Source organism: Streptomyces sp. NPDC101160 (genome assembly GCF_044768205.1).
GTDB lineage: Bacteria > Actinomycetota > Actinomycetes > Streptomycetales > Streptomycetaceae > Streptomyces.
In genome coordinates this window covers 513,201-535,426 of the sequence record NZ_JBIWPJ010000007.1, presented here as the reverse complement: position 1 = coordinate 535,426, position 22,226 = coordinate 513,201, and the positions used below count along the sequence as shown (strand labels likewise).

24 protein-coding genes and 1 pseudogene are annotated in these 22,226 nt (G+C 71.9%); 5 read left to right on the top strand and 20 right to left on the bottom strand.

Annotated features, from left to right (window positions below; translation table 11 throughout):
• Nucleotides 1–230: 230 nt before the first annotated feature.
• The gene (locus tag ACIRSU_RS25210) at nucleotides 231–785 is read left to right on the top strand and encodes a peroxiredoxin (protein ID WP_403796153.1); all 555 of its coding nucleotides are present in this window, start codon (nucleotides 231–233) and stop codon (nucleotides 783–785) included.
• A gap of 2 nt (nucleotides 786–787) precedes the next feature.
• Nucleotides 788–1,333 (top strand): alkyl hydroperoxide reductase, encoded by a 546-nt coding sequence (locus ACIRSU_RS25205; protein WP_403796151.1) that lies wholly within the window; start codon nucleotides 788–790, stop codon nucleotides 1,331–1,333.
• Nucleotides 1,334–1,411: 78 nt separating this feature from the next.
• On the opposite strand, the gene ACIRSU_RS25200 is transcribed toward ACIRSU_RS25205, so the two are convergent.
• From ACIRSU_RS25200 to ACIRSU_RS25180, 5 genes are all read right to left on the bottom strand, one after another.
• A complete protein-coding gene (locus tag ACIRSU_RS25200) occupies nucleotides 1,412–2,113 on the bottom strand; it encodes a hypothetical protein (protein ID WP_403796149.1) in 702 nt (233 codons plus the stop codon).
• A complete protein-coding gene (locus ACIRSU_RS25195) occupies nucleotides 2,110–3,645 on the bottom strand; it encodes an AI-2E family transporter (RefSeq protein WP_403796147.1) in 1,536 nt (511 codons plus the stop codon). Before ACIRSU_RS25195 ends, ACIRSU_RS25200 begins: the two co-directional genes overlap by 4 nt.
• A 112-nt stretch (nucleotides 3,646–3,757) precedes the next feature.
• Nucleotides 3,758–4,453 carry a transglycosylase SLT domain-containing protein gene (locus ACIRSU_RS25190; RefSeq protein WP_403796144.1) on the bottom strand — a complete coding sequence of 232 codons (696 nt, stop codon included), beginning with the start codon at nucleotides 4,451–4,453 and terminating at the stop codon, nucleotides 3,758–3,760.
• 368 nt (nucleotides 4,454–4,821) lie between these two features.
• On the bottom strand, nucleotides 4,822–6,147 hold the full coding sequence (locus tag ACIRSU_RS25185) for a PhoH family protein (RefSeq protein WP_403796142.1): 1,326 nt from the start codon (nucleotides 6,145–6,147) through the stop codon (nucleotides 4,822–4,824).
• Nucleotides 6,148–6,457: 310 nt separating this feature from the next.
• Nucleotides 6,458–7,219, bottom strand: a complete 762-nt coding sequence (locus ACIRSU_RS25180; protein WP_403796140.1) for an isoprenyl transferase — start codon at nucleotides 7,217–7,219, stop codon at nucleotides 6,458–6,460.
• A 111-nt stretch (nucleotides 7,220–7,330) separates the two neighbouring features.
• On the opposite strand from ACIRSU_RS25180, the gene mgrA reads away from it, so the two are divergent.
• Nucleotides 7,331–8,368, top strand: a complete 1,038-nt coding sequence (gene mgrA, locus ACIRSU_RS25175; protein WP_403796137.1) for an L-glyceraldehyde 3-phosphate reductase — start codon at nucleotides 7,331–7,333, stop codon at nucleotides 8,366–8,368.
• A gap of 279 nt (nucleotides 8,369–8,647) precedes the next feature.
• Here the strand turns inward: mgrA and ACIRSU_RS25170 are convergent, their stop codons facing one another.
• Together ACIRSU_RS25170 and ACIRSU_RS25165 are read right to left on the bottom strand one after the other, a co-directional pair.
• A complete protein-coding gene (locus ACIRSU_RS25170) occupies nucleotides 8,648–10,006 on the bottom strand; it encodes a DUF2079 domain-containing protein (protein WP_403796512.1) in 1,359 nt (452 codons plus the stop codon).
• Nucleotides 10,007–10,178: 172 nt separating this feature from the next.
• Nucleotides 10,179–10,916: a prepilin peptidase gene (locus tag ACIRSU_RS25165; RefSeq protein ID WP_403796509.1), complete on the bottom strand. Its 738-nt coding sequence runs from the start codon at nucleotides 10,914–10,916 to the stop codon at nucleotides 10,179–10,181.
• A 38-nt stretch (nucleotides 10,917–10,954) separates the two neighbouring features.
• On the opposite strand from ACIRSU_RS25165, the gene ACIRSU_RS25160 reads away from it, so the two are divergent.
• Nucleotides 10,955–11,320 (top strand): DUF192 domain-containing protein, encoded by a 366-nt coding sequence (locus ACIRSU_RS25160; RefSeq protein ID WP_403796134.1) that lies wholly within the window; start codon nucleotides 10,955–10,957, stop codon nucleotides 11,318–11,320.
• A 182-nt stretch (nucleotides 11,321–11,502) separates the two neighbouring features.
• On the opposite strand, the gene ACIRSU_RS25155 is transcribed toward ACIRSU_RS25160, so the two are convergent.
• Nucleotides 11,503–12,615 (bottom strand): hypothetical protein, encoded by a 1,113-nt coding sequence (locus ACIRSU_RS25155; RefSeq protein WP_403796131.1) that lies wholly within the window; start codon nucleotides 12,613–12,615, stop codon nucleotides 11,503–11,505.
• An 11-nt stretch (nucleotides 12,616–12,626) separates the two neighbouring features.
• On the bottom strand, nucleotides 12,627–13,046 hold the full coding sequence (locus ACIRSU_RS25150) for a hypothetical protein (protein WP_403796129.1): 420 nt from the start codon (nucleotides 13,044–13,046) through the stop codon (nucleotides 12,627–12,629).
• Between the two features lie 193 nt (nucleotides 13,047–13,239).
• Here ACIRSU_RS25150 and ACIRSU_RS25145 point away from each other — a divergent pair, with 193 nt between their 5' ends.
• Complete coding sequence (locus ACIRSU_RS25145) at nucleotides 13,240–14,280, top strand: endonuclease domain-containing protein (RefSeq protein WP_403796126.1); 1,041 nt, start codon at nucleotides 13,240–13,242, stop codon at nucleotides 14,278–14,280.
• 3 nt (nucleotides 14,281–14,283) lie between these two features.
• On the opposite strand, the gene ACIRSU_RS25140 is transcribed toward ACIRSU_RS25145, so the two are convergent.
• From ACIRSU_RS25140 to ACIRSU_RS25090, 11 genes and pseudogenes are all read right to left on the bottom strand, one after another.
• A complete protein-coding gene (locus ACIRSU_RS25140) occupies nucleotides 14,284–15,498 on the bottom strand; it encodes a hypothetical protein (protein ID WP_403796124.1) in 1,215 nt (404 codons plus the stop codon).
• Nucleotides 15,499–15,505: 7 nt separating this feature from the next.
• Entirely contained in the window at nucleotides 15,506–16,114 is a 609-nt protein-coding gene (locus tag ACIRSU_RS25135; RefSeq protein WP_403796121.1) for an OmpA family protein, read from the bottom strand.
• Between the two features lie 10 nt (nucleotides 16,115–16,124).
• The gene (locus ACIRSU_RS25130; RefSeq protein ID WP_403796119.1) at nucleotides 16,125–16,706 is read right to left on the bottom strand and encodes a hypothetical protein; all 582 of its coding nucleotides are present in this window, start codon (nucleotides 16,704–16,706) and stop codon (nucleotides 16,125–16,127) included.
• Nucleotides 16,707–16,726: 20 nt separating this feature from the next.
• Nucleotides 16,727–17,347: pseudogene (locus ACIRSU_RS25125) on the bottom strand (hypothetical protein); the annotation flags it as partial.
• 32 nt (nucleotides 17,348–17,379) lie between these two features.
• The gene (locus ACIRSU_RS25120) at nucleotides 17,380–17,601 is read right to left on the bottom strand and encodes a Flp family type IVb pilin (RefSeq protein WP_403796116.1); all 222 of its coding nucleotides are present in this window, start codon (nucleotides 17,599–17,601) and stop codon (nucleotides 17,380–17,382) included.
• 105 nt (nucleotides 17,602–17,706) lie between these two features.
• Nucleotides 17,707–18,264: a response regulator transcription factor gene (locus ACIRSU_RS25115; protein WP_403796113.1), complete on the bottom strand. Its 558-nt coding sequence runs from the start codon at nucleotides 18,262–18,264 to the stop codon at nucleotides 17,707–17,709.
• Nucleotides 18,265–18,277: 13 nt separating this feature from the next.
• Nucleotides 18,278–19,165: a DUF5936 domain-containing protein gene (locus ACIRSU_RS25110; RefSeq protein WP_403796507.1), complete on the bottom strand. Its 888-nt coding sequence runs from the start codon at nucleotides 19,163–19,165 to the stop codon at nucleotides 18,278–18,280.
• A gap of 14 nt (nucleotides 19,166–19,179) precedes the next feature.
• On the bottom strand, nucleotides 19,180–20,139 hold the full coding sequence (locus ACIRSU_RS25105) for a type II secretion system F family protein (RefSeq protein ID WP_403796110.1): 960 nt from the start codon (nucleotides 20,137–20,139) through the stop codon (nucleotides 19,180–19,182).
• A gap of 13 nt (nucleotides 20,140–20,152) precedes the next feature.
• Nucleotides 20,153–21,499: a CpaF family protein gene (locus ACIRSU_RS25100; RefSeq protein ID WP_403796107.1), complete on the bottom strand. Its 1,347-nt coding sequence runs from the start codon at nucleotides 21,497–21,499 to the stop codon at nucleotides 20,153–20,155.
• Nucleotides 21,496–21,858, bottom strand: a complete 363-nt coding sequence (locus ACIRSU_RS25095) for a TadE family protein (RefSeq protein WP_403796104.1) — start codon at nucleotides 21,856–21,858, stop codon at nucleotides 21,496–21,498. Before ACIRSU_RS25095 ends, ACIRSU_RS25100 begins: the two co-directional genes overlap by 4 nt.
• Complete coding sequence (locus ACIRSU_RS25090) at nucleotides 21,855–22,226, bottom strand: TadE/TadG family type IV pilus assembly protein (protein WP_403796102.1); 372 nt, start codon at nucleotides 22,224–22,226, stop codon at nucleotides 21,855–21,857. Before ACIRSU_RS25090 ends, ACIRSU_RS25095 begins: the two co-directional genes overlap by 4 nt.

Here is a 22,226-nt window from a genome sequence, read left to right as displayed (position 1 = left end):
GTACGGCGCGCGACTCCAGCATGTCCGGATCGATCGAAATCGCCTGAAACTGCCTGCCTGTCGACACCTCACCCGCAAGAGATGGACACATCACTGCGATACTCGAACGATCACGCACCCAGACTGATAGGCGACTCGGATCAGACTGACCCGATTGATCGATTTCACTGTCCGATATCCGGTGTGAAAGCCTTCATGCGTCCAACCCCTCATCCGCATGGAGAATCACTGTGCTCACCGTCGGTGACAAGTTCCCCACCTACGACCTGACCGCCTGCGTGTCGCTGGAGAGCGGCAAGGAGTTCGCTCAGATCGACCACAAGACCTACGAGGGTCGGTGGCGCGTGGTGTTCTTCTGGCCGAAGGACTTCACCTTCGTCTGCCCGACTGAGATCGCCGCGTTCGGCAAGCTGAACGACGAGTTCGCCGACCGTGACGCGCAGATCCTGGGTGTCTCCGGTGACTCGGAGTTCGTGCACCACGCCTGGCGCAAGGACCACGCCGACCTGCGTGACCTGCCCTTCCCGATGCTGGCCGACTCGAAGCACGAGCTGATGCGCGACTGCGGTGTCGAGGGCGCCGACGGTTTCGCGCAGCGTGCCGTGTTCGTCGTCGACCCGAACAACGAGATCCAGTTCGTCATGGTGACCGCCGGCTCCGTCGGCCGTAACCCGAAGGAGGTCCTGCGGGTGCTCGACGCCCTGCAGACCGACGAGCTGTGCCCGTGCAACTGGAACAAGGGCGAGGACACCCTCGACGCGGCCGCGCTGCTGGCCGGTGAGTGAGCATGGCGCTCGATGAGCTGAAGGCCGCCGTACCGGACTTCGCCAAGGACCTGAAGCTGAACCTCGGTTCGGTGATCGGCAACGCTGAGAACACAGGGCTGCTCACGCAGCAGCAGCTGTGGGGCACGGTGCTCGCCTGCGCGATCGCCTCCCGTTCGCCGAAGGTGCTGAAGGAGCTGGAGCCGGAGGCCCAGGCCAACCTGAAGCCCGAGGCGTACCAGGCCGCGAAGTCGGCCGCCGCGATCATGGCGATGAACAACGTCTTCTACCGGACCCGGCACCTGCTGTCGGACCCGGAGTACGGGACGATGCGCGCCGGTCTGCGGATGAACGTCATCGGCAACCCGGGCGTCGAGAAGGTCGACTTCGAGCTGTGGTCGCTGGCCGTCTCCGCGATCAACGGCTGTGGCCAGTGCCTGGACTCGCACGAGCAGGTCCTGCGCAAGGCCGGTGTCGACCGCGAGACGATCCAGGAGGCCGTGAAGATCGCCGCGGTCATCCAGGCGGTCGGCGTGACGCTGGACGCCGAGGCGGTCCTGGCCGAGTAGGGCCCGCCGCAGAGCACGACGAAGGCCCCGGGGTTCTCCAGCGGAACCCCGGGGCCTTCGTCGTGTCCGTACCGGCGTCTACTTCTTCAGCGCGGCCATCAGCTGCCTCATGTCCTCGACGAGGTACGTCCGCATGGCGGCCGGGTCGAGCTTCGGCACCTCGCGGGGGATGCCGTGCTCGTCGATCTCGTCCGCCCGGACGTCGAGGCTGATCTCGGCCTGCCCGTCGAGGACCTCCAGCGAGGTGTCGCCCAGCGGCCCGCCGGCGTAGGCCAACTCCCCGAGGCCGTCGATCCAGTCACCGCCGCCGAGGCCGCCGGGGTCGGACCGCAGGGCCTCGAACTCCGGGCGCGGGTCGGTGACGCGGTGCAGCCGGTAGTCGATGGTCACCTCGTACGGGGCCTTCTTGCCCTTGAGGTAGACGGAGCAGCTCCAGGAGAAGAGGGCGGGCTGCTCCACCTTGTACGGCTGCTGGTGCATGGCCCGCTCGCCGGTCTCGCGGGGGCCGATCGCGGAGGTGAGGCCCTCCAGCTTGGCCGCCGTGCAGGGGTCGCGGTCCGTGCGGTAGCCGCCGAGGTCGGGGCCGGCGTCGCGGGCGTGCCCGTACGCGTAGAGCCCGCCGGCCCAGACGGCGGAGGCGACGACCGCGCCGCCGAGCGCCCACGGCCAGGGGCGGCGGGCCCGGGGGGTCCGGGGCCGCCCGGGCTCCTGGGCGAAGACCGGCGGAGGGCCGGCGTCGGGAAAGGCGGGGCCGCCGACGAGTTCGGGTTCGGAGATCACGCGTCCACTCCCGGGAGACGGTCGGCCGAGCCGGGCGCCGGGGTGGGCGCGACCTCGAAGGCGGTGGCGCCGCGCGGTTCGGGCGTGGCGCGCAGGGCCTGTTCGGTGCTGTACGCACGGAGGTAGCCGACCACGGTGTTGAGGACGGCGACCAGCGGGACGGCGACGACGGCGCCGCCGATGCCGGCGGTGAGGCCGCCGGCGGCGACGGCGAGGACGACGGCGAGCGGGTGGACGCGGACGGCCCGGCCGAGGATGAACGGCTGGAGGACGTGGCCTTCGATCTGCTGCACGGCGAGGACGACGACGAGCACCATGAGCGCGGTGAACACGCCGTTGGTGACGAGGGCGACGACGCAGGCGAGGGCGCCGGAGACGACGGCGCCGACGAGCGGGATGAAGGCGAAGAGGAAGATGAAGACGGCGAGCGGCACGGCCATCGGGACGTCGAGGAACCACAGGCCGATGCCGATGAAGACGGCGTCGATGAGGGCGACGAGGACGGTGCCGCGGACGTAGGCGGTGAGGGTGCGCCAGGCGCGCGGGCCCGCGCCGGCGACGCCGGGCCGGGCCTGGGCGGGCACCAGCTTGAGCGTCCACTCCCAGACCTTCTTCCCGTCGTAGAGCAGGAAGAGGGTGCAGAACATGGCCAGCAGGATGCCGGTCATGCCTTCCACGATGACGGTGACGCCCTGGAGTCCGGCGGAGGTGATCTGTTCGGCGTTGGCGCCGATGGCCTCGCTGAGGTTCTTGGCGATGTCGTTGATCTGCTGCTCGGTGACGTGGAACGGGCTGTCGAGCGCCCAGTGCTTGAGTTCCTCGATGCCGTCCTTGACGCGGTCGGACAGGTTGTCGACGTTGTCCATGACCTGCCAGACCACGAACCAGCCGACCAGGCCCATGATCACGAAGCCGGAGACGGCGGTGATGGCGGTGGCGAGGCCGCGCGGCAGGCCCTTGCGGCGCAGCAGGGCGACGGTGGGCTGGAGCAGCGCGGTGATGAGGAGGGCGGCGACGAAGGCGAGGACGACCAGCTGGACGGAGCTGATGACCTTCATCAGAACCCAGACGGTGCCGGCGAGGACGAGCAGGCGCCAGCCGGCCTCGGCGGCGACGCGCATGCCCCAGGGGATGGCGGCGACGGGGTCGGGGCGGGCGGCGACGGCGGGTGCGTACGCGGGGGGCGCGGGTACGGAGGCGGAGGTGGAGGTGGAGGTGGAGGGCTTGTCCGGCTGCTCCGTCGCCGGGCGGGCCGGGGCGGTCGCGGGGGCCGGGGCGGCGGTCGGCGCGGCGGTCGGTTCCGGCGCGGGGGCGAGCCCGAGGTCCCGGTCCGGGTCGAGGTCGTGTCCGGTGGCCAGGCGGGCCGGGTCCACGGGGGCGTACGGCTGCGAGGCAGCGCACGGCTCCGGCGTCGCGTACGGCGGACCCGCGGGGTCCTCGCGTACGGCCTCCGCGCGGCGTTCCTCAAGGCGTTCGCCCATCCGGCTCAGGCTCCTGCCCAGCCGGTTCAGCCATCCTGGCAGTCTCGACATGCTCTTCCCTCTCCCCCCTCGGGTCCTCGAAACTACACCTACCTACGGGCGAAGCCCCTCACCGGAAGACGGTGAGGGGCTTCGAAGGGTTGAGCGGAGGCCGCTGCCGGTCCTAGTACCAGCGGTTGGCCTGCCAGAACGACCAGGCGCCGCAGGGGCTGCCGTAGCGGCCGTTCATGTAGCTGAGGCCCCACTTGATCTGGGTGGCCGGGTTGGTCTGCCAGTCGGCGCCGGCGGACGCCATCTTGGAGCCCGGGAGGGCCTGGACGAGGCCGTAGGCGCCGGAAGAGGCGTTGGTGGCACGGTAGTTCCAGCCCGACTCGTGGCTCACGATGTTGCTGAAGCAGGAGAACTGGTCGCCGGCCATCATCTGACGGGCCATGGCCTTGACGTCGGAGATGGAGTACGACCCCTGGGCGGCGAAGCTGGAGGCGTCGCGGAGGGCGGACCGGCTGGCGCGCTCGGCCTCGGCGTCCTTGCGCTCCTTCTCGGCCTTGTCGGCGGCCGTCTTCTTGGCCTCGGCATCCTTGGCGGCCTGAATGCGGGCGGCTTCCTCGGCGGACTTGCGCGCGAGGGAGTCGGCGGCGGCGGCCTGGACGTCGGCCTGCTCCGAGAGCGAGGAGACCTGTACCTGGGCCTGCTCGCCCGCGGGGATGTCCGCGAGCAGCGTCGTACCGGCCGCGGTGGCCTCGAAGTTGTCGCCCGAGGGCTGTGCGGCGTTGCCCGAGGCAACACCGGCGATGGCGCCGACAGTGGTGACCGCAGTGGCCGAAGCCACCGCGAATCCCCGGACCGAGATCCGGCTCACACGGTTTCCTTCCACAATCACCCGCACGCGTGACCACGCGGGCGAAATCGTGCCCCTGGCGCAGGTCTTCGTACTAGATGACTAGTGGGTCACAGAAGACACGGGCCCGTGGTGCTGTGGGCGGCATACGGCGAACGGCTGTTGAGTTGTGTGGTGCTGCACCCCTGAGGGTGCACGTGTGCCGTATGCGGGGCCTGACGGAAGCAAGACTCTGCCGGACGGCGACACCGCAAGGCAATTCCGTGTTGCGTGTGAAAGCTCACACCTGGGTGGGCGCACGGGATTTGGCGGATACGCGCGACAGCGCGACGCCGCCCGGCTAAGCTCTCGCGCTTTGCCGGGCGGCGCCAACTGGCGTCCCATACGGGTCAGATCTGGACGTCCTCCAGCATTTCGGTCACGAGCGCGGCGATCTGCGAGCGCTCGGAGCGGGTGAGCGTGACGTGCGCGAAGAGCGGATGGCCCTTCAGCTTCTCGACGACGGCGACGACTCCGTCGTAGCGGCCCACCCGCAGGTTGTCGCGCTGGGCGACGTCATGGGTGAGCACCACACGGGAATTCGCCCCGATCCGGGACAGAACGGTCAACAGCACGTTCCGCTCCAGGGACTGGGCCTCGTCCACGATGACGAACGCGTCATGCAGCGAGCGGCCCCGGATGTGGGTGAGCGGCAGCACCTCCAGCATGCCGCGCTGCAGGACCTCCTCGATCACCTCGCGGCCCGCCACGGCCGACAGGGTGTCGAAGACGGCCTGCGCCCACGGGCTCATCTTCTCGGCCTCGGTGCCCGGCAGATAGCCGAGCTCCTGCCCGCCGACCGCGTACAGCGGACGGAACACCATCACCTTCTGGTGCTGACGGCGCTCCAGGACCGCCTCCAGGCCGGCGCAGAGCGCGAGCGCCGACTTGCCGGTGCCGGCCCGGCCGCCCATGGAGACGATGCCGACGTCGGGGTCGAGCAGCAGGTCGAGCGCGATCCGCTGTTCGGCGCTGCGGCCGCGGATGCCGAAGGCCTCCCGGTCGCCGCGCACCAGCCGGACGTTGCCCTCGGAGGTGACGCGGCCGAGCGCCTTGCCGCGCTCGGACTGCAGCACGAGACCGGTGTGCACCGGCAGTCCGGCCGCCTCCGGCACGTACAGCGTCTCCTGGTCGTAGAGGATGTCGATCTGGTCGGCGGAGAGCCCGATCTCGGTCATCCCGGTCCAGCCGGAGGAGTCCGTGATGGCGAGCTCGGCGCGGTACTCCTCGGCGAGCAGGCCCACCGACGACGCCTTGATCCGCAGCGGCAGGTCCTTGGAGACGACCGTGACGTCGTATCCCTCGGCCTGGAGGTTGCGGGCGACGGCGAGGATCCGGGAGTCGTTGTCGCCGAGCCGGTAGCCGGCCGGAAGGACGCTGGGGTCCGAGTGGTTGAGTTCGACACGCAGGGTGCCGCCCAGCTCCCCGATGGGGAGCGGTGCGTCGAGGCGCCCGTACCGGACCCGGAAGTCGTCGAGCAGGCGCAGCGCCTGCCGGGCGAAGTAGCCGAGTTCGGGGTGGTGCCTCTTGGCCTCCAGCTCGGTCACCACGACGATCGGCAGCACGACTTCGTGCTCCTCGAAGCGGGACATCGCGCTGGGGTCGGCCAGCAGGACGCTGGTGTCGAGAACATAGGTGCGCCTGTCGGACAAGCGGCGCTTAGTGCTGGTCACCACGGAAGGACAGACCCCCTTTGTCGACCCCTGAGAGGTCGGGGTGCGACGGCTCCGCGGGCCGCGGAGCCGGTGTCGCGGCGGAATGGGACCGGGCTCAGGCCACGATGCGCGGGCCGAGCGCCGGCCCTCCGCTTCTCCCGTGCGTGTCCCGCACGGTCGTCCTGGTGCAAAGGGCCTCCCGGGTGGCGGTCTCCGTGCCGCTCACTTCACAGGGGATATGCCCTCGAACACACGCCGTCATGCCATGGCATATGACGGCGCGTTCATGAACGGAGGGTGACGGACGGGGCGGGACGGGCCCCGGGGGCTCTCAGTTGCCGAAGCGGCGGTGCCGGGCCGCGTAGTCGCGCAGCGCACGCAGGAAGTCGACCTTGCGGAAGGCCGGCCAGTGCACCTCACAGAAGTAGTACTCGGAATGCGCGCTCTGCCACAGCATGAAACCGGACAGCCGCTGCTCGCCGCTGGTGCGGATCACCAGGTCCGGGTCGGGCTGGCCGCGGGTGTAGAGGTGCTCGGAGATCAGGTCGATGTCGACGACCTCGGCCAGCTCCTCGAAGCTGGTGCCGCGCTCCGCGTGGTCGAGGAGCAGGGAGCGGACCGCGTCCGCGATCTCCTGCCGGCCGCCGTAGCCCACGGCGACGTTCACGAGTATGCCCTTGTTGTCCAGGGTGGCCTGCTCGGCCTCCTTGAGCACGGACTGGGTGCGCGCCGGCAGCAGGTCGAGGGTGCCCACGTGGTGCACCCGCCAGCGCCCGTCGGAGGCGAGGGCCCGCACCGCGTCCTCGATGATGCCGAGCAGCGGGAGGAGCTGTTCCTCGGGGCGGTTCAGGTTGTCGGTGGAGAGCATCCAGAGCGTGACGACCTCGACGTCGGTCTCGGCACACCAGCCGAGCAGCTCCTGGATCTTGTCCGCACCGGCCTTGTGACCCTGCTCCGGGGTGCCGCCACTGGCCTTGGCCCACCGGCGGTTGCCGTCGAGGATGACGCCGATGTGCTTGGGCACCTGGGCGTGGTCGAGGCGGCCTTCCACCCGGCGTGCGTAGAGCCCGTACACCAGGTCGCGCAGGTTCACTGTTCTTTACCCCTCCATGCAGTGTCGGCCCCCCGAAGCCGCCACATTACTGCCGACGGGTAACGAGCTCCCAGCCCGGGACTGTCACAAGTCCGTGATAAGCAGAGATACGTGACTGATTCCCCCCTCTACCGCGCCGCCGCGGACCGCTACGACGCCATGGAGTACCGGCGCACCGGCCGCAGCGGGCTCAAGCTCCCCGCGATCTCGCTCGGCCTGTGGCACAACTTCGGCGACGACCGCTCGCTCGACTCGCAGCGGGCGATCCTGCGCCGCGCCTTCGACCTGGGCGTGACCCACTTCGACCTGGCGAACAACTACGGCCCGCCGCCCGGCTCCGCCGAGCTGAACTTCGGCAAGATCTTCGCGCAGGACTTCGCGCCGTACCGGGACGAGCTGATCGTCTCGACGAAGGCCGGCTATCTGATGCACCCCGGGCCGTACGGCGAGTGGGGCTCCCGCAAGTACCTGATGTCGTCGCTCGACGCCTCCCTGAAGCGGATGGGCCTCGACTACGTCGACATCTTCTACTCGCACCGCTTCGACCCGCACACGCCCCTCGAGGAGACGATGGGGGCGCTGGCCTCCGCCGTGCAGCAGGGCAAGGCGCTGTACGTGGGCGTCTCCTCGTACACCAGTGAGCAGACCGCCGAGGCCGCGCGGATCCTCAAGGACATGGGCGTCCCGGCCCTGATCCACCAGCCCTCGTACTCGATGATCAACCGGTGGACGGAGGAGGACGCCCTCCTCGACACCCTGGAGGCGGCCGGCATGGGCTGCATCTCCTTCGCGCCGCTGGCGCAGGGCCTGCTGACCAACAAGTACCTGACGGGCGTCCCGGAGGGCTCGCGCGCGACCCAGGGCAAGTCCCTCGACCCGAACCTGCTCTCCGACGACGTGCTGGGCCGGCTGCGCGGCCTCGCCGGCATCGCGGAGCGGCGCGGCCAGTCGCTGGCCCAGCTGGCGCTGAAGTGGGTGCTGCGGGACGAGCGGATGACGTCGGCGCTGATCGGCGCGTCGAGCGTGGCGCAGCTGGAGCAGAACGTGGCGGCGCTGCACGGGGCTCCGCTGACGGAGGAGGAGCTGAAGGAGATCGACGCGTTCGCCGTCGACACCGAGGGCACCAACATCTGGGCCGGTCGGGGCTGAGCCCGTAGCTCCAGGCGGCGGGGAAAGAAAACGGGCCGGTCCGTGGGGGGGATACGGACCGGCCCGAGGGGGGGTTTCCACCATAACCCTTCATTAACCGTGTTGTGCGCCGCGCGCGCCGACCGGTCATCGCCGATTCGCCCGGAGACCAAGCGGCACAAGGGCTGTAGCGGCCCGTGGCGGGTTTGCGCCCGGGCGTGGCGGCGTAATCCGTACCTCCCACGGGGGACCCCGGTCACGGGTCGCCCGGTTGACGCGGCGAGGGGGTGGGGCCGCAGGTCAGGAGGTGCCTCGGCGGCGGAGCAGCGTGATGCCGTCACGACGGGCGACGAGCTCGTAGCCGTACGTGCGCTGCGCTGCGGCCAGCTCCGCCTGCTGCTGCGCCAGGGGGTAGGGCCAGTGGCCGCGCCGGTACGGCCAGGCCTCGGGGGCCTCGGGATCGTGGATGATCCATTCGGCCGTGGGCGGCGGCAGGTCCTTGCGCCGGTACTCGTAGAGCCGCCCGCCGACCGGGAAGGTCGGAAAGAGGACGACCGTGCAGCGGGAGGTGAGCTGCGGGGCGAGCCGGTTGGAGGCGGCGACGGTCGCGCCGTCGGGGATCCTCGCGAGGAGCGCCCGGGCCGCCTCCAGGTGCGGGGTGGTGTGCCAGGTGGCCCGCTGGGCGAGCTGCGCCAGCGGGAAGGACGGGACGAGTACGGCGGTCACCGCGAGGACGGTGGCGAGCGCGGCCCGGACGTGGCGCCGGTCGTGCTCCCGCCCGAGGACGTCGAGGAGTCCGGCGAAGACGACGGGCATGAGGATCGCGCTGTAGTGGAAGGCCGTGCCCCAGTGGAAGACGTTCTCCGACGCCATCCGCCAGCCGAGCGTGGGCAGTGCGATCAGCGCGAGCGGTGAGCGCGGCGCGAGCAGCGCGGACGGGGCGAAGACCAGGATCAGGGTGGTGGCCTTGAGGTCGGGCCGCAGCAGGTCGAGCGGGGCGTGCGCGAGCGCGGAGAGCAGCGAGCCGTGCGCGGCGGCGAGCTGGCCGCCGTGGGCGTAGCCGCCGGTGGGGGCGAGCGCGGGCAGCAGCACCTTGATCTCCAGGGCGGAGCCGAGCAGTCCGGCGGCCGCGGTGGCGAGGCCGAGCCGGCGGGCACGTCTTTCCGTACGGCCCTTGAGGGCGATGTACGCCCCGACGGCGGCGAGCGTGAAGCCCAGGTCCTCCTTGACGAGCAGCAGCGGCGCGGCCCAGGCGACGGCGGCCCGCCAACGCCGCCGCCCGAGGGCTTCGAGGGACCAGGCGAGCAGCGGTACGGCGAGGGCCACCTCGTGGAAGTCGAACGCGGCGGCGGACGCGATGCCCCAGCTCAGTCCGTATCCGGCGGCGACGGCATGGGCGGCGCGCGGGCCGACGGCGCGGACGGCCCAGCGGGTCAGGGGCACGGCGCCGAGCGCGAGGAGCGCGGACTGGGCGACGAGGAGGGTGAGCGGCGAGGGGAAGAGGCGGTAGAGCGGCGCGAGGACGGCGAGGAGCGGGTGGAAGTGGTCGCCGAGGAGGTTGAAGTGCTCGCCGCGCAGGGGCACGACGGGGGCGCGGAGTTCGGCGTAGGCGCGGACGGCCTGTTCGAAGATGCCGAGGTCGTAGCCGGTGGTGCGCATGAGCTGGTGACGGCGCACGGCGACGGTGGCGTAGAGGAGGCAGAGGGCGGCGGCCCAGACCCACGGGAGGAGGTCGGCCCGCTGTCGTTCCCTCGCCGCAGTCGGTGTCGGCACATATGGGGTCAATTCCGTATCGATTGTCCGCATATGGGCTGATGCTAGGGCGGCTCGTTCAGGGCAGGGCGGTGAACGCGCCGAGCAGCAGCCCCAGGAGCGCACCCGCGATCATGAACGGCCCGAACGGGATCGCCGAGCCGCGCCCGGCCCGGCGCGCGAGGACGAGCCCGAGCCCGTACACCGCACCGAGCAGGAACCCCGCGAACGCCCCCGCGAACAGCACCCCCCAGCCGTACCAGCCGAGGGCCGCGCCGAGCGGGACGGCCAGCTTCACGTCGCCGAGGCCCATGCCGTCCGGATGGAGCAGGAAGAGGCCCAGGTAGCCGCCGCCGAGCGCGAGGGCGCCGAGGAGGGAGTGCGGCCAGGACCCGGCCGCGTACGGCAGGAGCGCGGCGAGCGCGAGGAGCAGCGGCAGCGCGGCGGCGAGCGGCAGCGTCAACGGGTCCGGCAGCCGCTGGACGCGCGCGTCGACGACGGCGAGGAGGGTGCCGAAGGGGGTGACGAGCAGCCAGACGAGCAGCTCGGGCCGCGGCCCGCCGGTGGCCACGGCGAGCGCGGCGCAGGCGAGCGCGGTGACCAGCGGCGCGAAGAGGGGGGCCCGGGTGGTCGCGCAGCCCGCCCGCCCGGGGCCGCCGAGCCAGCCCCGCGCCGGCCCCGCGAAGGGATGGCCCGCAGGACAGGCGGCCCGCCAGGGCTCGTCGGGGGCGACGGCGAGCCGGTAGGCGGCCCGCGGGACGAACAGCCCGGCCGCCGCGCCCCACAGGGCGGAGCCGGTGACGAGGGCGATCGACAGGGCGTCCACGGGCCGACCTTAGGGCTACTGTCGTGCGCATGGGGAGGACTTGGCGGGATGGGCCGGGATGGCTGGACACACCGGACGGCGGGCCGGTCCCTCTGGAGATCGCCGCGACCTACAGGGCGCGGCGGCGGGGGCTGCTCGGCCGCGACGGCATCGACGGCGCCCTGCTCATCACCCCGACGAACAGCATCCACACCTTCGGCATGCGCTTCGCCCTCGACATCGCCTATCTCGACCGCTCGTTCACCGTCCTCGACGTGGTCACGATGCGGCCGGGCCGGCTCGGCATGGTCCGCTGGCGCGGCCGGCACGTCCTGGAGGCGGAGGCCGGCACGATGGCGGGCTGGGGGCTGCGGCGCGGAGTGACCGTCAGGGTGGACCGGCGCCGAGGAGCGTGAAGGCGCCGTCGGCGGCGGAGGCCGGCGACGGGGTGGTGGTCACGGCGGACCGGCGGAGGCCGGCGACAGGGGGTCGTCACGGCGGACCGGCGCCCAGGAGCGTGAAGGCGCCGTAGGCGGCCGAGGCCGGCGACGGGGTGGTCGTCACGGCGGACCGGCGGAGGCCGGCGACGGGGTGGACATCACGGCGGACCGGCGCCCAGGAGCGTGAAGGCGCCGTAGGCGGCTGAGGCCAGTGCCAGGGCGGCGAGGACGGGCACGGCCGTACGGGTGCGGAGCCGCGCCAGGGCCGCGGCGGGCGGCAGCAGCAGGCCGAACGCGGGCATCATCAGGCGGGGCCGGGAGCCGAAGTAGGCGGCGCCGACGAGCGAGACGACGACGACGGCGACCGTGTAGACGAGCAGCGGCAACGGCTGCCGCTGCCGCACGCACAGCACGATCAGCCAGCCGAGCAGCCCGAGCACGAGGCAGAGGCCGAGCGCCGCCGGCCACGGCAGCCCGGCGATGAAGCGGGCGAGGGCGACACCGCCGTCGATGGAGTTGCCCCAGGCCGCCTGCACGTCGAAGTAGGCCGTCGCGCTGCCCTGGCGGACGCCGACGTACACGACGTACGCGAGCCACCCGAGCGGCGCGAGCAGCGTCCCCACGACGAGGCGGGCCCGCAGGCGCCGTTCGCGTACGACCGTCACCACGGCGCTGATCCCGATCGCGGCGATCAGCGCGGCCGCCGTCGGCCGGGTGAGCCCCGCGAGCACGGACAGCGCCCCGGCGAGGATCCAGCGGTCCCGCAGGACGGCGAGGACGGACCAGGCGGCGAGCGCGGTGAACAGCGTCTCCGTGTACGCCATCGACTGCACGAACGCCGTCGGGTACGCCCCCCACAGCACTGCCAGGACGACCCCGGTGCGCCGACCCGCGACGTGCGCGCCCACCGCGTAGATGCCCCAGGCGGCGGCGAGCGAGGCGGCCCAGGAGACGAGGAGCCCGGCGGTGGAGGCGTCGACGGGGAGGACGGTGGCGACCGCCCGCTCCAGGGCGGGGAAGAGCGGGAAGAACGCGAGGTCGGCGTGGACGCTGCCGTTGGGGAGCGTGACCTGGTAGCCGTATCCGTGCTCGGCGATCCGCGTGTACCAGACGGCGTCCCAGCGCCCCTTCAGCCGGTGCAGCCCGTCCTCGCCGGTGACCGCGGCCGCGACGGCGAGGACGGCGAGCCCGAGGAGGCGGGTGGCGGCGTAGCCGCCGAGGGCGAGGGACAGGGAATGGGGATGGGGATGACGCGGGGCGGAGCGGGACATGCGCTCGATTATCAGCCGCCTGGACGAAGACGCTGGAATCGCGCGGCCATGACGGGCCCGAACTGCGTCACGATCGCGTGGCCGGGCTCGTGGGGGTGGGGCAGGTCACCGAGGAAGGACGTGACGATGACCTCGTCGACGCCGACGACTCCGCGGCGGCTCTGCTCCTCCAGGAAGTCGAGGGTGCCCCGCCAGTCGACGGTGCCGGCATCCCCTTGGAGGAAGGAGCGGACGGTGTCCTGGACGACGTCCCAGAAGAAGACGTGCGGCTGGACGCAGCCCTGGCTGAAGACGTGCGCGTCGTAGGCGTCACGGAAACCGGGGACGCGGGCGACGAGGTCGCTGACGAGCTGGACGCTGGGAGTGGCGGGAGTGGCGGGGGTGGCGGGAGTGCTGGAGGTGGTGGGAGTGGTGGGGGTAGGCGTGGTCATCGGCTGCCCGTTTCGGATGCGCTGGGGAGCTCGCTCGTGCGAGCGCGTGAGGGCCGGCTCCTTGATCAGGATGCCCGCTCCGACGTGCCCGATCTCATCGATTAACGGCGCTTTTGCGCTTTCCTGACGATGCCTTTCGCGGAGTTTTCCACAGGGGATGCGAAGTGTCGCTCTTCCGTGGATCGTTGCTCGTATGTACGAGTTGGGGAGGCTCGCCAGGGGCGGGGTGCTGCTGACCGTTCGCGCGTACGAGGCGGGCTGGACGCGCGGGCGGCTGCGGGGACGGCTGCGGCGCGAGGGATGGCAACCGATCTGCCGGGGGGCATGGGCCGCCCCGGGGAAGGAGGTGGACTGGAAGGGCCGGGCGCGGATCGTGCAGTCGCTCCGCCCGGACCTGGTGTGCAGCCACGGAACGGCTGCGGCACTGCACCGCATCGAGCACCTGGGCGCATCGGGCGGGCCCGGGGCGTCGGGCGGGCCGGACGGATCTGTCGAGTCCGCCGGGTCCACCGGGTCCACTGGGTCCACTGGGTCGGAGCCGCTGGAGCTGCTGGAGTTCACCACCCGTCGGAAGGGCGCGGGCGGGATCACCGGCAGGGCCGGCTTCCGGGGCCGCGTCCGAGTCCGCGTCCGCGTTCACTCGACCTCGTTCCTGACGGAGGCGGACAGCTCCGTACGGGCCGGGCTGCGCGTGACCACACCGGCCCGGACGGTCGGCGACCTGATGCGCCGTGGCACCCGCGAGGAGGCCGTGGTCACGGCGGACTCCGCGCTCGCCCGGCGCACGGTCCAGGGCATCCGCCGCGCGCCACTCGTCCGCCGGGAACAACTCGATGCCGAACTGGCCCCGCGCCGGCCGGGCGCGGCCCGCGCCCGGGCGTGGCTCTCCCTGACCGACCCCGCCTCCGGCTCCCCCGCCGAGACGATCGCCCGCCTCCGCATGCACGACGCGGGCCTCCACCCGGAGAGCCAGCCCCTCCTGCACAGCCGCTCCGGCCGCACCCTGCGTCCCGACTTCCTCTTCCGCGCGGCGGGCCTGGCCGTGGAGATCGAGGGCTACGCCTTCCACGGCAGCCGCCAGGCCCACGAGCGCGACATCGACCGTTTCAACGCCCTGACCGACTGCCGCGAGGTCCGCCGGGTCCTCCGCTTCACGGCGAGGGAGGTGTTCCGGCACCCGGACCGGATGATCGCGACGATCAGGGGCGCGCTGGAGCGGGACTGGGGCGGGTGACGGTCATCGCCTCCGAGCGCTCTCGATCTCCGCCGCCCCGCGGGCGTGGCGCCCCTGTGCGCGACGGCGGGTCCGCTGGGCCAGGGGCCAGGCGCCGAGGCCGGCGACGAGGACGGTGCCGGTGGTGACGCCCGCGATGCCGATGGCGCGCAGGGTGGGATCCGGGGCGCGTACCGGAGCGGAGGAAGCAGGATCCCCGCCCGTGGAGGGCGGGGTGAGGGCGAGGTCGAGGGAGACCGGGACGGGGGTGGGAGCGGAGCGGTCGAGGGTGAGTTGGACGTAGTACGCGCCGGCGAAGCGCATGGCGCCGACGGCGTTCGTGGTACCCGTGGAGCGGTTGGCGTAGGCGGCCGGGGCGGTGGCCAGGGAGAGAGTGGCGGGCTCGCCGGTGTAGAGGCCCTTGGCCTCGTCGACGGCGCCGCGCGCCGGGTTGTACAGCGCGAGCCGCAGCCCGTCCGGCAGCGCGGAACGCCCGGGCGGCGCGGTCGCGTTGCCGAACCGTGCCCGTACGAAGAGCTGCTGCCCCCAGTCGACCGGCACCCGGTAGAAGCGGCTCTCCCCCGGCCGCAGCTCGTCGCGCCAGGTGCCGCCGTCGCCGGAAAGGCCGGCGGCGTCGTTGAAGCCGGTGCCGCCATGGGCCGCGCGGGCCTGCCCCGTGCCCAGCCCGGCCGGCGGCTCGGTACGCCACGCGGTCGGCGCGGGCGGCGCGGGTTCGTCGGGCGCGGGCTCGACGACGTACCCGAGTTCGACGGTCCGCCGCGCCGCCGAGCCCTCCGCCCGCCCGACACCCTCGACGACGAACACGTACTCCCCCGGCTCCTGGCAGTCCCGCCCCGGTTCGACGCGCCGGCTGACGTAGTCGGCGATGGGCCGGGCGGTGTCACCGTAGAAACGGACGTCGGTGTTCATGCCGCACGGCGTGCCGCCCGGGGTGCGGAGGGAGAGGGAGAGCCCGTCGACGACGTCGACGGGCGCGCCGGGGGCGGGGGCGAGGACGGCGGAGAGGTAGACGTTCGAGGTGCCGTCGAGGCGCACCCGGTAGGTGCGGGTCTCGCCCTTCGCGACGCTGTCGGTGTACGTGCCCGGCCCCGGCAGCACCGCACCGGTGCCGACGGGCCGGGCGTCGGGCGCGGTGCGGTACGCGGGCGGGCCGCTGCTCCCCGCGTGGGCGCCGAGCGCCCCGACGACGACGAGCGCGGCTGCTATGACCGTGCGCATCGCCCCGCTACCCGCCGGAGGTGCGGGGGAAGGACACCTCGACGCGGCGGTTCTTCTTGCGGCCCTCCTCGGTGGCGTTGTCCGCGATCGGGTAGTCCTCGCTGTACCCGCGGATGTCGTACGTCGTCCCCGCGCCCAGGCTCTTGGCGAGCTCCTGCTGCACGGCGTCGGCGCGTTCCTTGGACAGCTTCAGCCCGTGCTCGTACGTCCCCAGGTCGTCGGTGAACCCGAAGACGCGCACCCGGCCCGACCCCTGCTTCCTGATCTCCGCGGCGATGGCCGCGATCCGGGCGGCGGCGGACGGGCTGAGCCTGGCGCTGTCCTTGCCGAACAGCACCTCGGCCTGCAGCGCGAACGTCACGTCCACGTTCGTGTCCTCGCGCCGCTGCTCGCCGCCCTCCTCCTCGACGATCTGCTTGATGTCGAGGACCTTCGGCGGCGCGAGCGTCGCGCCGTCGGGCAGCATCAGCGCGGGCGAGTTGGTGTCGATGGCGGGCGGGGGCGCGCCGGTGGAGGTGGAACCGGGTGGATCGTCCCCGTACGCCGTCCCGGCGGAGGCCGAGAGCAGGACGAGACCGGCGGCGAGGGCGGCGAGGCGGCGGCGTGTGGAGGTCATGGCGGCGCTCTCAGGAGAGCTTGATGGTGGCGGGGGTGAAGGTGGGGAGCTGGAGGGAGACTTCGGTGGTGGTGGGGGGTGGGGCGGGGAACTGCATGAAGACGGGGATGCCGGTCTGGGGGGCGAGGCTGCTGAGGTCGGTGGTGGTCAGCGGCCGCCCGTCCGTGTCGCGCAGAACGTAGTACCGCTTCTTGCCGACGGAATCGAGGAGCGTGGCGCCCCCGAGGGAGTTGCTGTGCTTGACGATCTCCGTCTCGTCCCCGCTGAGGCGTGAGGAGATCGCGACCGCATCGTGCGAGGTGTTCGTCAGGCGGCCGCTGACGGTGAGGAAACCACCCGCGTCCCGCTCGACCGAGTTGACCGAGAGCTCCAGCCCCGTAGGTCCCTTGAGCGCCGCGAGGACCTGGGTGGGATCGGCCGAAGGTGATGGGTTGGACGCCTCTCCGCCGCCTCTCGGAGCGACGGAACTCGCCCGGGGTGAGGCCTGCTTGGGCGACTCGTCGCTGCCGCACCCACTCACGACGAGAACCAGTCCAGCCGCAAGGGCGACGGCCGCCCCCCTGCGGGCCTTCCTCGCGTACCGAACGTCCATGAATCCAGGTCCTTCGCTCGTCAGTCGGCAAGTCGAACAGTGAAGAGGTCCGCCGCGTCGGGCAGTCGTGGGTCTTCCGGGTCGATCGTCCACTCGACGCCATCGCAGACGAGGCCGGTGATCGGCTCGGGTTCGGGGCTCGGTGTGGGAGTCGGCTCGGGCGTGGCCGATCCGGTCGGCGTTGGCAGGGTCGGCGGAGGTGTCGGCTCGGGCGCCTCGTAATGACAACGAGGCTCCAGAACGGCGGTCGCGGTCGCGACGGCGTGCGTCGTCTCCGTCCCCGGCACCAGCGATTTGCCCACCGTGTCCAGAGTGCGGATCTGCACCCGGAAGCCGCGCTCGACGGGATCGCATCCTCCGTCCGGGATCGCCGCGTTGTTCTTGGCCGCGAACAGCTCCGCTCGCTTACAGGCCCGAGCGTCGGAGTACTCCTCGCCCTCCAGGTACTGGTCCCACTCGGCCGGATCCAGGATCACGTCGAGCCAGCCCTCTCGCAGCTGCTCCCTCGCGTCCTGGGCTGCGGCGAGCGCGGCCGCGTCGGCGGCGGTCTGCCCTCCGCCTCGCGTGACCGCCGCCTGGCCCACGGCGAAGTAGACGAACGCAAGGAACAGCAGACCCGCAATCACGGCGACGTAGACGGGAAACGCCTGGCCGGCGTCGCCGCGCTGTTTGCCTACTTCCCGCCGGTCAGGCTGGTGATCTTGCTCGAGATCGCATCCCTGATGCTCTGCCCGATGCTCGTCCCGGAGATCGCGACCACGATCGCCACCACCACCACGATGATCCCCAGGTACTCCACCGCCGTCTGCCCGCGGTCCCCGTCGCGCCTCTCGGCGCCCCAACTCCCCATCCGTACCTTGGCCTTGGTCAGAGCCTTCAGCAGCGCCTCGTTCATCGTGTTCCCCTCCGAGTCCGGCGACTCGGGCAGGGTACGCCGGGTGGGGCCGGTGTTCACAGGGTCCGTAGGCCCAATCACGCTCGGTAGTCGCCTCGGGCGGCGTCACGACGCCGTCCTCGTGCCGAGCCAGGAGGCGATGGCTTCGCCGCGGGTGGTGCTGTGGAGTTTGGCGAAGATGCGGTTGATGTGGTTCTTGACGGTCTTCTCGCTGATGGAGCAGGCGGTGGCGATCTGCTGGTTGGTCAGACCGGACGCGATCAGGTCCATGACCTCCACCTCCCTCGCACTCAGACCGAATCGCTCAATTCGTTGCACTCGCGAAGCCGGATTTCTGAAGTGCAGTATATTCGCGAGAGTTGGCCGCGCGCCAGCATGTGCAGTCGCACGCACGACCCGGACGAGTTCCGCCACGTCGAACCGGCCGTGGACCAGCCGAGCCACAGCCCCCGCCCCCGCCCGCGCCTCCACCGGCTCGTGCGTCAGCAACAGCACCGGGGCGTGGGCCGACAGCTCCGCGACCGCTTCCCGGTCCGCGTCGACGACGATCACGTCCGAGGCGGCCGGTTCGGTGACCAGCTCGATGTCCGGGCAGGCGCCCAACAGCACCGTCAGGCCCGCTCGTACCACCGGGTTGGCGCCCACCACCAGGACCTTCAGCATCCGCGTCCGCATCTCATTCGCCCGTGATCGAGCCGAAGTCGGTGCCGGTGCCGAGGAAGAGCCCCGCCCCCAGCAGGATCATCGTCGCCGGGACCATCAGCGTCGTGATCACCATCGTGGCCTTGGGTACCGCCTTCGCGGCCTTGCGCCGCGCGTTCTGGGCGTCCGTGCGGCGCATGTCGTTGGCGATCTGGATGAGCGTGTCGACGATCGGGGCGCCCAGTTCCTCGCCCTGCTGCAGCGCGGTGACGAACTGGGCGACCTGTTCGGAGTCGTTGCGGCGGCGCAGCTCGTCGAAGGCCTCGCGGCGGCTGACGCCCATGTCCATCTGGCGCAGGGTGATGCGGAGTTCGTCGGCCCAGGGGCCCTCGTACTTGTCGGCGACGCGTTCCAGCGCCTGGCGGAAGCCGAGGCCGGCGGAGACGACGACGGCGAGGACGTCGAGGAAGTCGGGAAGCGTGCGTTCGATCTGGTCCTTGCGGATGCGGACGGCCGACCAGATGCCGACCTCGGTCCAGAAGGCGCCGAAGGCGAAGAGCACCACCGCCACCAGATACGACCCCCGGCCCAGCATGAGGAGGCCGCCCAGGCCGCCCAGGAAGCCGTAGACGGCGCGCCTGGCTCCGTACCGGTCGATCGTCAGGCCGCCGGGGTTGCCGGCGAGGTCGATGCGGCGGCGGACCGAGTTGACCCGCTTCGGGCCCATCAGCCGCAGCACGGCCGGCGACCATCGCATGCCGAGGCGGTCGACGGCGGAGTAGACGGCGCCGGTGCGGGTGGCGCCGACCTCCAGGGCGAGCTGGAGGTCGGAGGGGAGTTTGGCGTCGGCGCGGTAGAGGCGGATGCCGTAGCAGATGCCCGCCACGGACACGCCCGCCAGCAGGGCCCACAGGAGTTCCACGGTCGTCACGCCCCTCACACGTCGATCTTCGCGAGGCGGCGGATGATCACGAAGCCCACCGCGTAGAGCCCGAAGGCCAGCACCACCGCGAGCTGTCCGAGTCCCGACCCGGTCATCCGGTCGAGCGCGCCCGGCTGCATGTTGTCGATGAGCAGCAGCGAGCCGACGCCGATGACCGGGACCGCGTACGCCGTCAGGCTCACCTGCGACAGCTGCGTACGGACCTCGCGCCGGGTCTCCTTCCGTTCCTCCAGCGTCTCGGTGAGGTTGCGCAGCGAGGAGACCACGGTGCCGCCGGCCCGGTTGGCGAGGACCAGGGTGGTGACGAGGACGACGAGCTCGCGGGACGGGAGGCGCTCGGCCAGCTCGCCGAGGGCGTCGTCGATCGACGTGCCGACGGCCAGCTGCTGCGAGACCTTGGCCAGTTCGTCACCGGCCGGGGACTCCATCTCGTCGGCGGCGAGCGAGAGCGCCATGCGCAGGGCGAGGCCGGCCTGGGTGGCGTTGGCGAGGATGCGGGAGAGCTCGGGGAGCTGGTTGATGAACTTCTCGATGCGCTTCTGCCGCTGCCAGTTGAGGAAGCCCATGGCGACCCACACGCCCAGGAAGCCGCAGATCGGCCCGAAGAACGGGGAGAGCAGCGCCTGCCCGGCGATCCACAGGACGGCGACGGTGACCGCCATGTAGACCACGAACTCGCCCGGCGTGATCTCCAGTCCCGTGGCGGAGATACGGAGTTCCAGCTTGCGCCCGAGGGTGGTTCGCCGCACCCGCCGGTCGACGCCGCGGAACCGGCGCCTGCGCCGGCCGCCCGCCCCCGTACCGTCGGCGCCCTCGCCCGCGGTCTGGCTGAGCCGGGCGATCAGCGCCGAGCGCTGGGCGGCCCCGCTCGCGTACAGCTGGATGCCGACCACGGCGAGGACGCAGCAGACCAGCGCCACTCCGGCGGTCAGCCACGTCGGGTTCAGGTGCACGACAGGTCTCCCCCTACTTCGCTTCCCGCGTGGCGAGCTGTTCGTCGGTCGCCGCCACGCCGAACGCCTGCGGAATGGGCTGGCCCGCCATGTACAGCCGCTCGGCGACCCGGCGCGGCAGCGGATGGTGGGAGAACGCGCCGTACACCCGCCCGTCGGCGGCGAGCGGCTGGGCGTCGAAGCGGCAGACGGTGGCGAGGAGATAGCGCTCGCGGCCGCTGGAGGCGAGGATCGCGATCTCGGTGACCCGGCGCGTGCCGTCGGGGTGGCGGGTGAGCTGCACGAGGACGTCGACGGCGCTGTTGATCTGGTCCCGCAGCGCCTCGAACGGCACCTTGACCTCGGACATGGACGCGAGGGTCTGGAGCCGCATGAGGGCGTCCTCGGCGGAGTTGGCGTGGACGGTGGCGAGCGAGCCGTCGTGGCCGGTGGACATCGCCTGGAGCATGTCGAGCGTCTCGCCGCCGCGCACCTCGCCGACGACGATGCGGTCGGGGCGCATGCGCAGCGAGTTGCGCACGAGGTCGCGGATGGAGACCTGCCCGCGGCCCTCGATGTTGGGCGGCCGGGCCTCCAGGCGGATGACGTGGGACTGCTGGAGCTGGAGTTCGGCGGAGTCCTCGATGGTGATGATCCGCTCGCCGTCCGGGATGAGCCCGGACAGGGCGTTGAGCAGTGTCGTCTTCCCGGTGCCGGTGGCGCCGGAGACGATGATGTTGAACTTCGCCTGCACGAGCCCGGACAGCAGGAACAGCATCTGCTCGTCCATCGACCCGAGCCCGATCATCTCGTGCAGGGTGTACGAGCGCGGGAAGCGGCGGATGGTGAGCGTGGCGCCGGTGAGCGAGAGCGGCGGGATGATGACGTTGACGCGCTCGCCGGAGGGCAGCCGGGCGTCGACCATCGGATTCGACTCGTCCACGCGGCGGTTGACGGTCGACACGATCCGCTCGATCGTCTGCATCAGCTGCTCGTGCGACGCGAACCGCAGCGGCAGCAGCTCCACCCGGCCCGCCCGCTCGACGTAGATCTGGTCGGGGCCGTTCACCATGATCTCGGTGATCGACGTGTCTTCGAGGAGCGGTTCGAGCACGCCGAGGCCGAGCGCCTCGTCCACGACGCGGCGGATCAGCTGGGCCCGCTCGGCCGTGGAGAGCACGGGGCCCTCGCGGCTGATGATGTGACCGAGGACGCGCTCCAGCCGGGCCCGGCGCTCGGCGGCGGCGAGCGCGGACATCTCGGTGAGGTCGATCTCCTCCAGGAGCTTGGCGCGGAACGACGCGACGAGGTGGCCGTCCTCGCGTCCGGCGCCGCCCGCCCGGTTCTCCTCGGGGGTGTGGATACGGGCCCGCAGGCTCATCGGCGGTCCTCCTCGGGGACGGGCATGGTGGCGGTCCTGGTCACGTCGCCGATGGTCAGGAAGGGGATGAGGGACGGGATGCTCCGTACGGTGACGGTCGCGACCCCGCCGTCCACGTGGACGTCGCTGTGGCCCGCGACCCACCCGCTCATGGCCGCCCGCCCCGCCGCCTCCGGATCCGGGACGGACTCCGGGTCGTCCACGCTCGCCGCCCGCGCCGCCGCCCGCGCCCCCGTGCCCGCCTGCTGGGCCGCGTACGCGACGATGCCGAGCTGGACGCCGGCGAGGCCGATCAGCAGCAGGATGGGCAGGAAGCCCAGGTACTCGACGGCGACCTGGCCACGGTCACGACGCTTCATCGGTCCTCCGCCTCCTCGCGTACGGCGCCGGCCTCTCCGCGTACGTCGAAGGGGAAGCTCACCGCCCCCGGGAACAGCACGGGCACCCGCAGCGTGACCGTCACGTGGACCATGCCGCCCGACGAACCGCACGTCACGCTCGCCCCCGACTTCCACGCCCCGTCCAGGTGCCGTGTCGCCGCGGCCTCGCAGTCGTCGCCGACCGCCTCCGCCCGCGCCGCCTCGTCCGCCGCGTTCCCCGCCAGCGTGTACGTGTAGCCGATCAGGACGCACTGCCACAGCAGGACGAGCGTGAGCAGGATCAGCGGCAGCATGCCGACGAACTCGACCGCCACCTGTCCCCTGTCGTCCCGTCTGATCGGCCCCAT

Bases quoted from the DNA above. Each gene is read 5' to 3' on its own strand.
- ACIRSU_RS25205 (WP_403796151.1), top strand. From the start codon at position 788: ATGGCGCTCGATGAGCTGAAGGCCGCCGTACCGGACTTCGCCAAGGAC.
- ACIRSU_RS25195 (WP_403796147.1), bottom strand. From the start codon at position 3,645: ATGTCGAGACTGCCAGGATGGCTGAACCGGCTGGGCAGGAGCCTGAGC.
- ACIRSU_RS25170 (WP_403796512.1), bottom strand. From the start codon at position 10,006: ATGCGCACCACCGGCTACGACCTCGGCATCTTCGAACAGGCCGTCCGC.
- ACIRSU_RS25160 (WP_403796134.1), top strand. From the start codon at position 10,955: ATGGGGAGGACTTGGCGGGATGGGCCGGGATGGCTGGACACACCGGAC.
- ACIRSU_RS25155 (WP_403796131.1), bottom strand. From the start codon at position 12,615: ATGTCCCGCTCCGCCCCGCGTCATCCCCATCCCCATTCCCTGTCCCTC.
- ACIRSU_RS25150 (WP_403796129.1), bottom strand. From the start codon at position 13,046: ATGACCACGCCTACCCCCACCACTCCCACCACCTCCAGCACTCCCGCC.
- ACIRSU_RS25145 (WP_403796126.1), top strand. From the start codon at position 13,240: ATGTACGAGTTGGGGAGGCTCGCCAGGGGCGGGGTGCTGCTGACCGTT.
- ACIRSU_RS25140 (WP_403796124.1), bottom strand. From the start codon at position 15,498: ATGCGCACGGTCATAGCAGCCGCGCTCGTCGTCGTCGGGGCGCTCGGC.
- ACIRSU_RS25135 (WP_403796121.1), bottom strand. From the start codon at position 16,114: ATGACCTCCACACGCCGCCGCCTCGCCGCCCTCGCCGCCGGTCTCGTC.
- ACIRSU_RS25130 (WP_403796119.1), bottom strand. From the start codon at position 16,706: ATGGACGTTCGGTACGCGAGGAAGGCCCGCAGGGGGGCGGCCGTCGCC.
- ACIRSU_RS25120 (WP_403796116.1), bottom strand. From the start codon at position 17,601: ATGAACGAGGCGCTGCTGAAGGCTCTGACCAAGGCCAAGGTACGGATG.
- ACIRSU_RS25115 (WP_403796113.1), bottom strand. From the start codon at position 18,264: ATGCTGAAGGTCCTGGTGGTGGGCGCCAACCCGGTGGTACGAGCGGGC.
- ACIRSU_RS25100 (WP_403796107.1), bottom strand. From the start codon at position 21,499: ATGAGCCTGCGGGCCCGTATCCACACCCCCGAGGAGAACCGGGCGGGC.
- ACIRSU_RS25095 (WP_403796104.1), bottom strand. From the start codon at position 21,858: ATGAAGCGTCGTGACCGTGGCCAGGTCGCCGTCGAGTACCTGGGCTTC.
- ACIRSU_RS25090 (WP_403796102.1), bottom strand. From the start codon at position 22,226: ATGGGGCCGATCAGACGGGACGACAGGGGACAGGTGGCGGTCGAGTTC.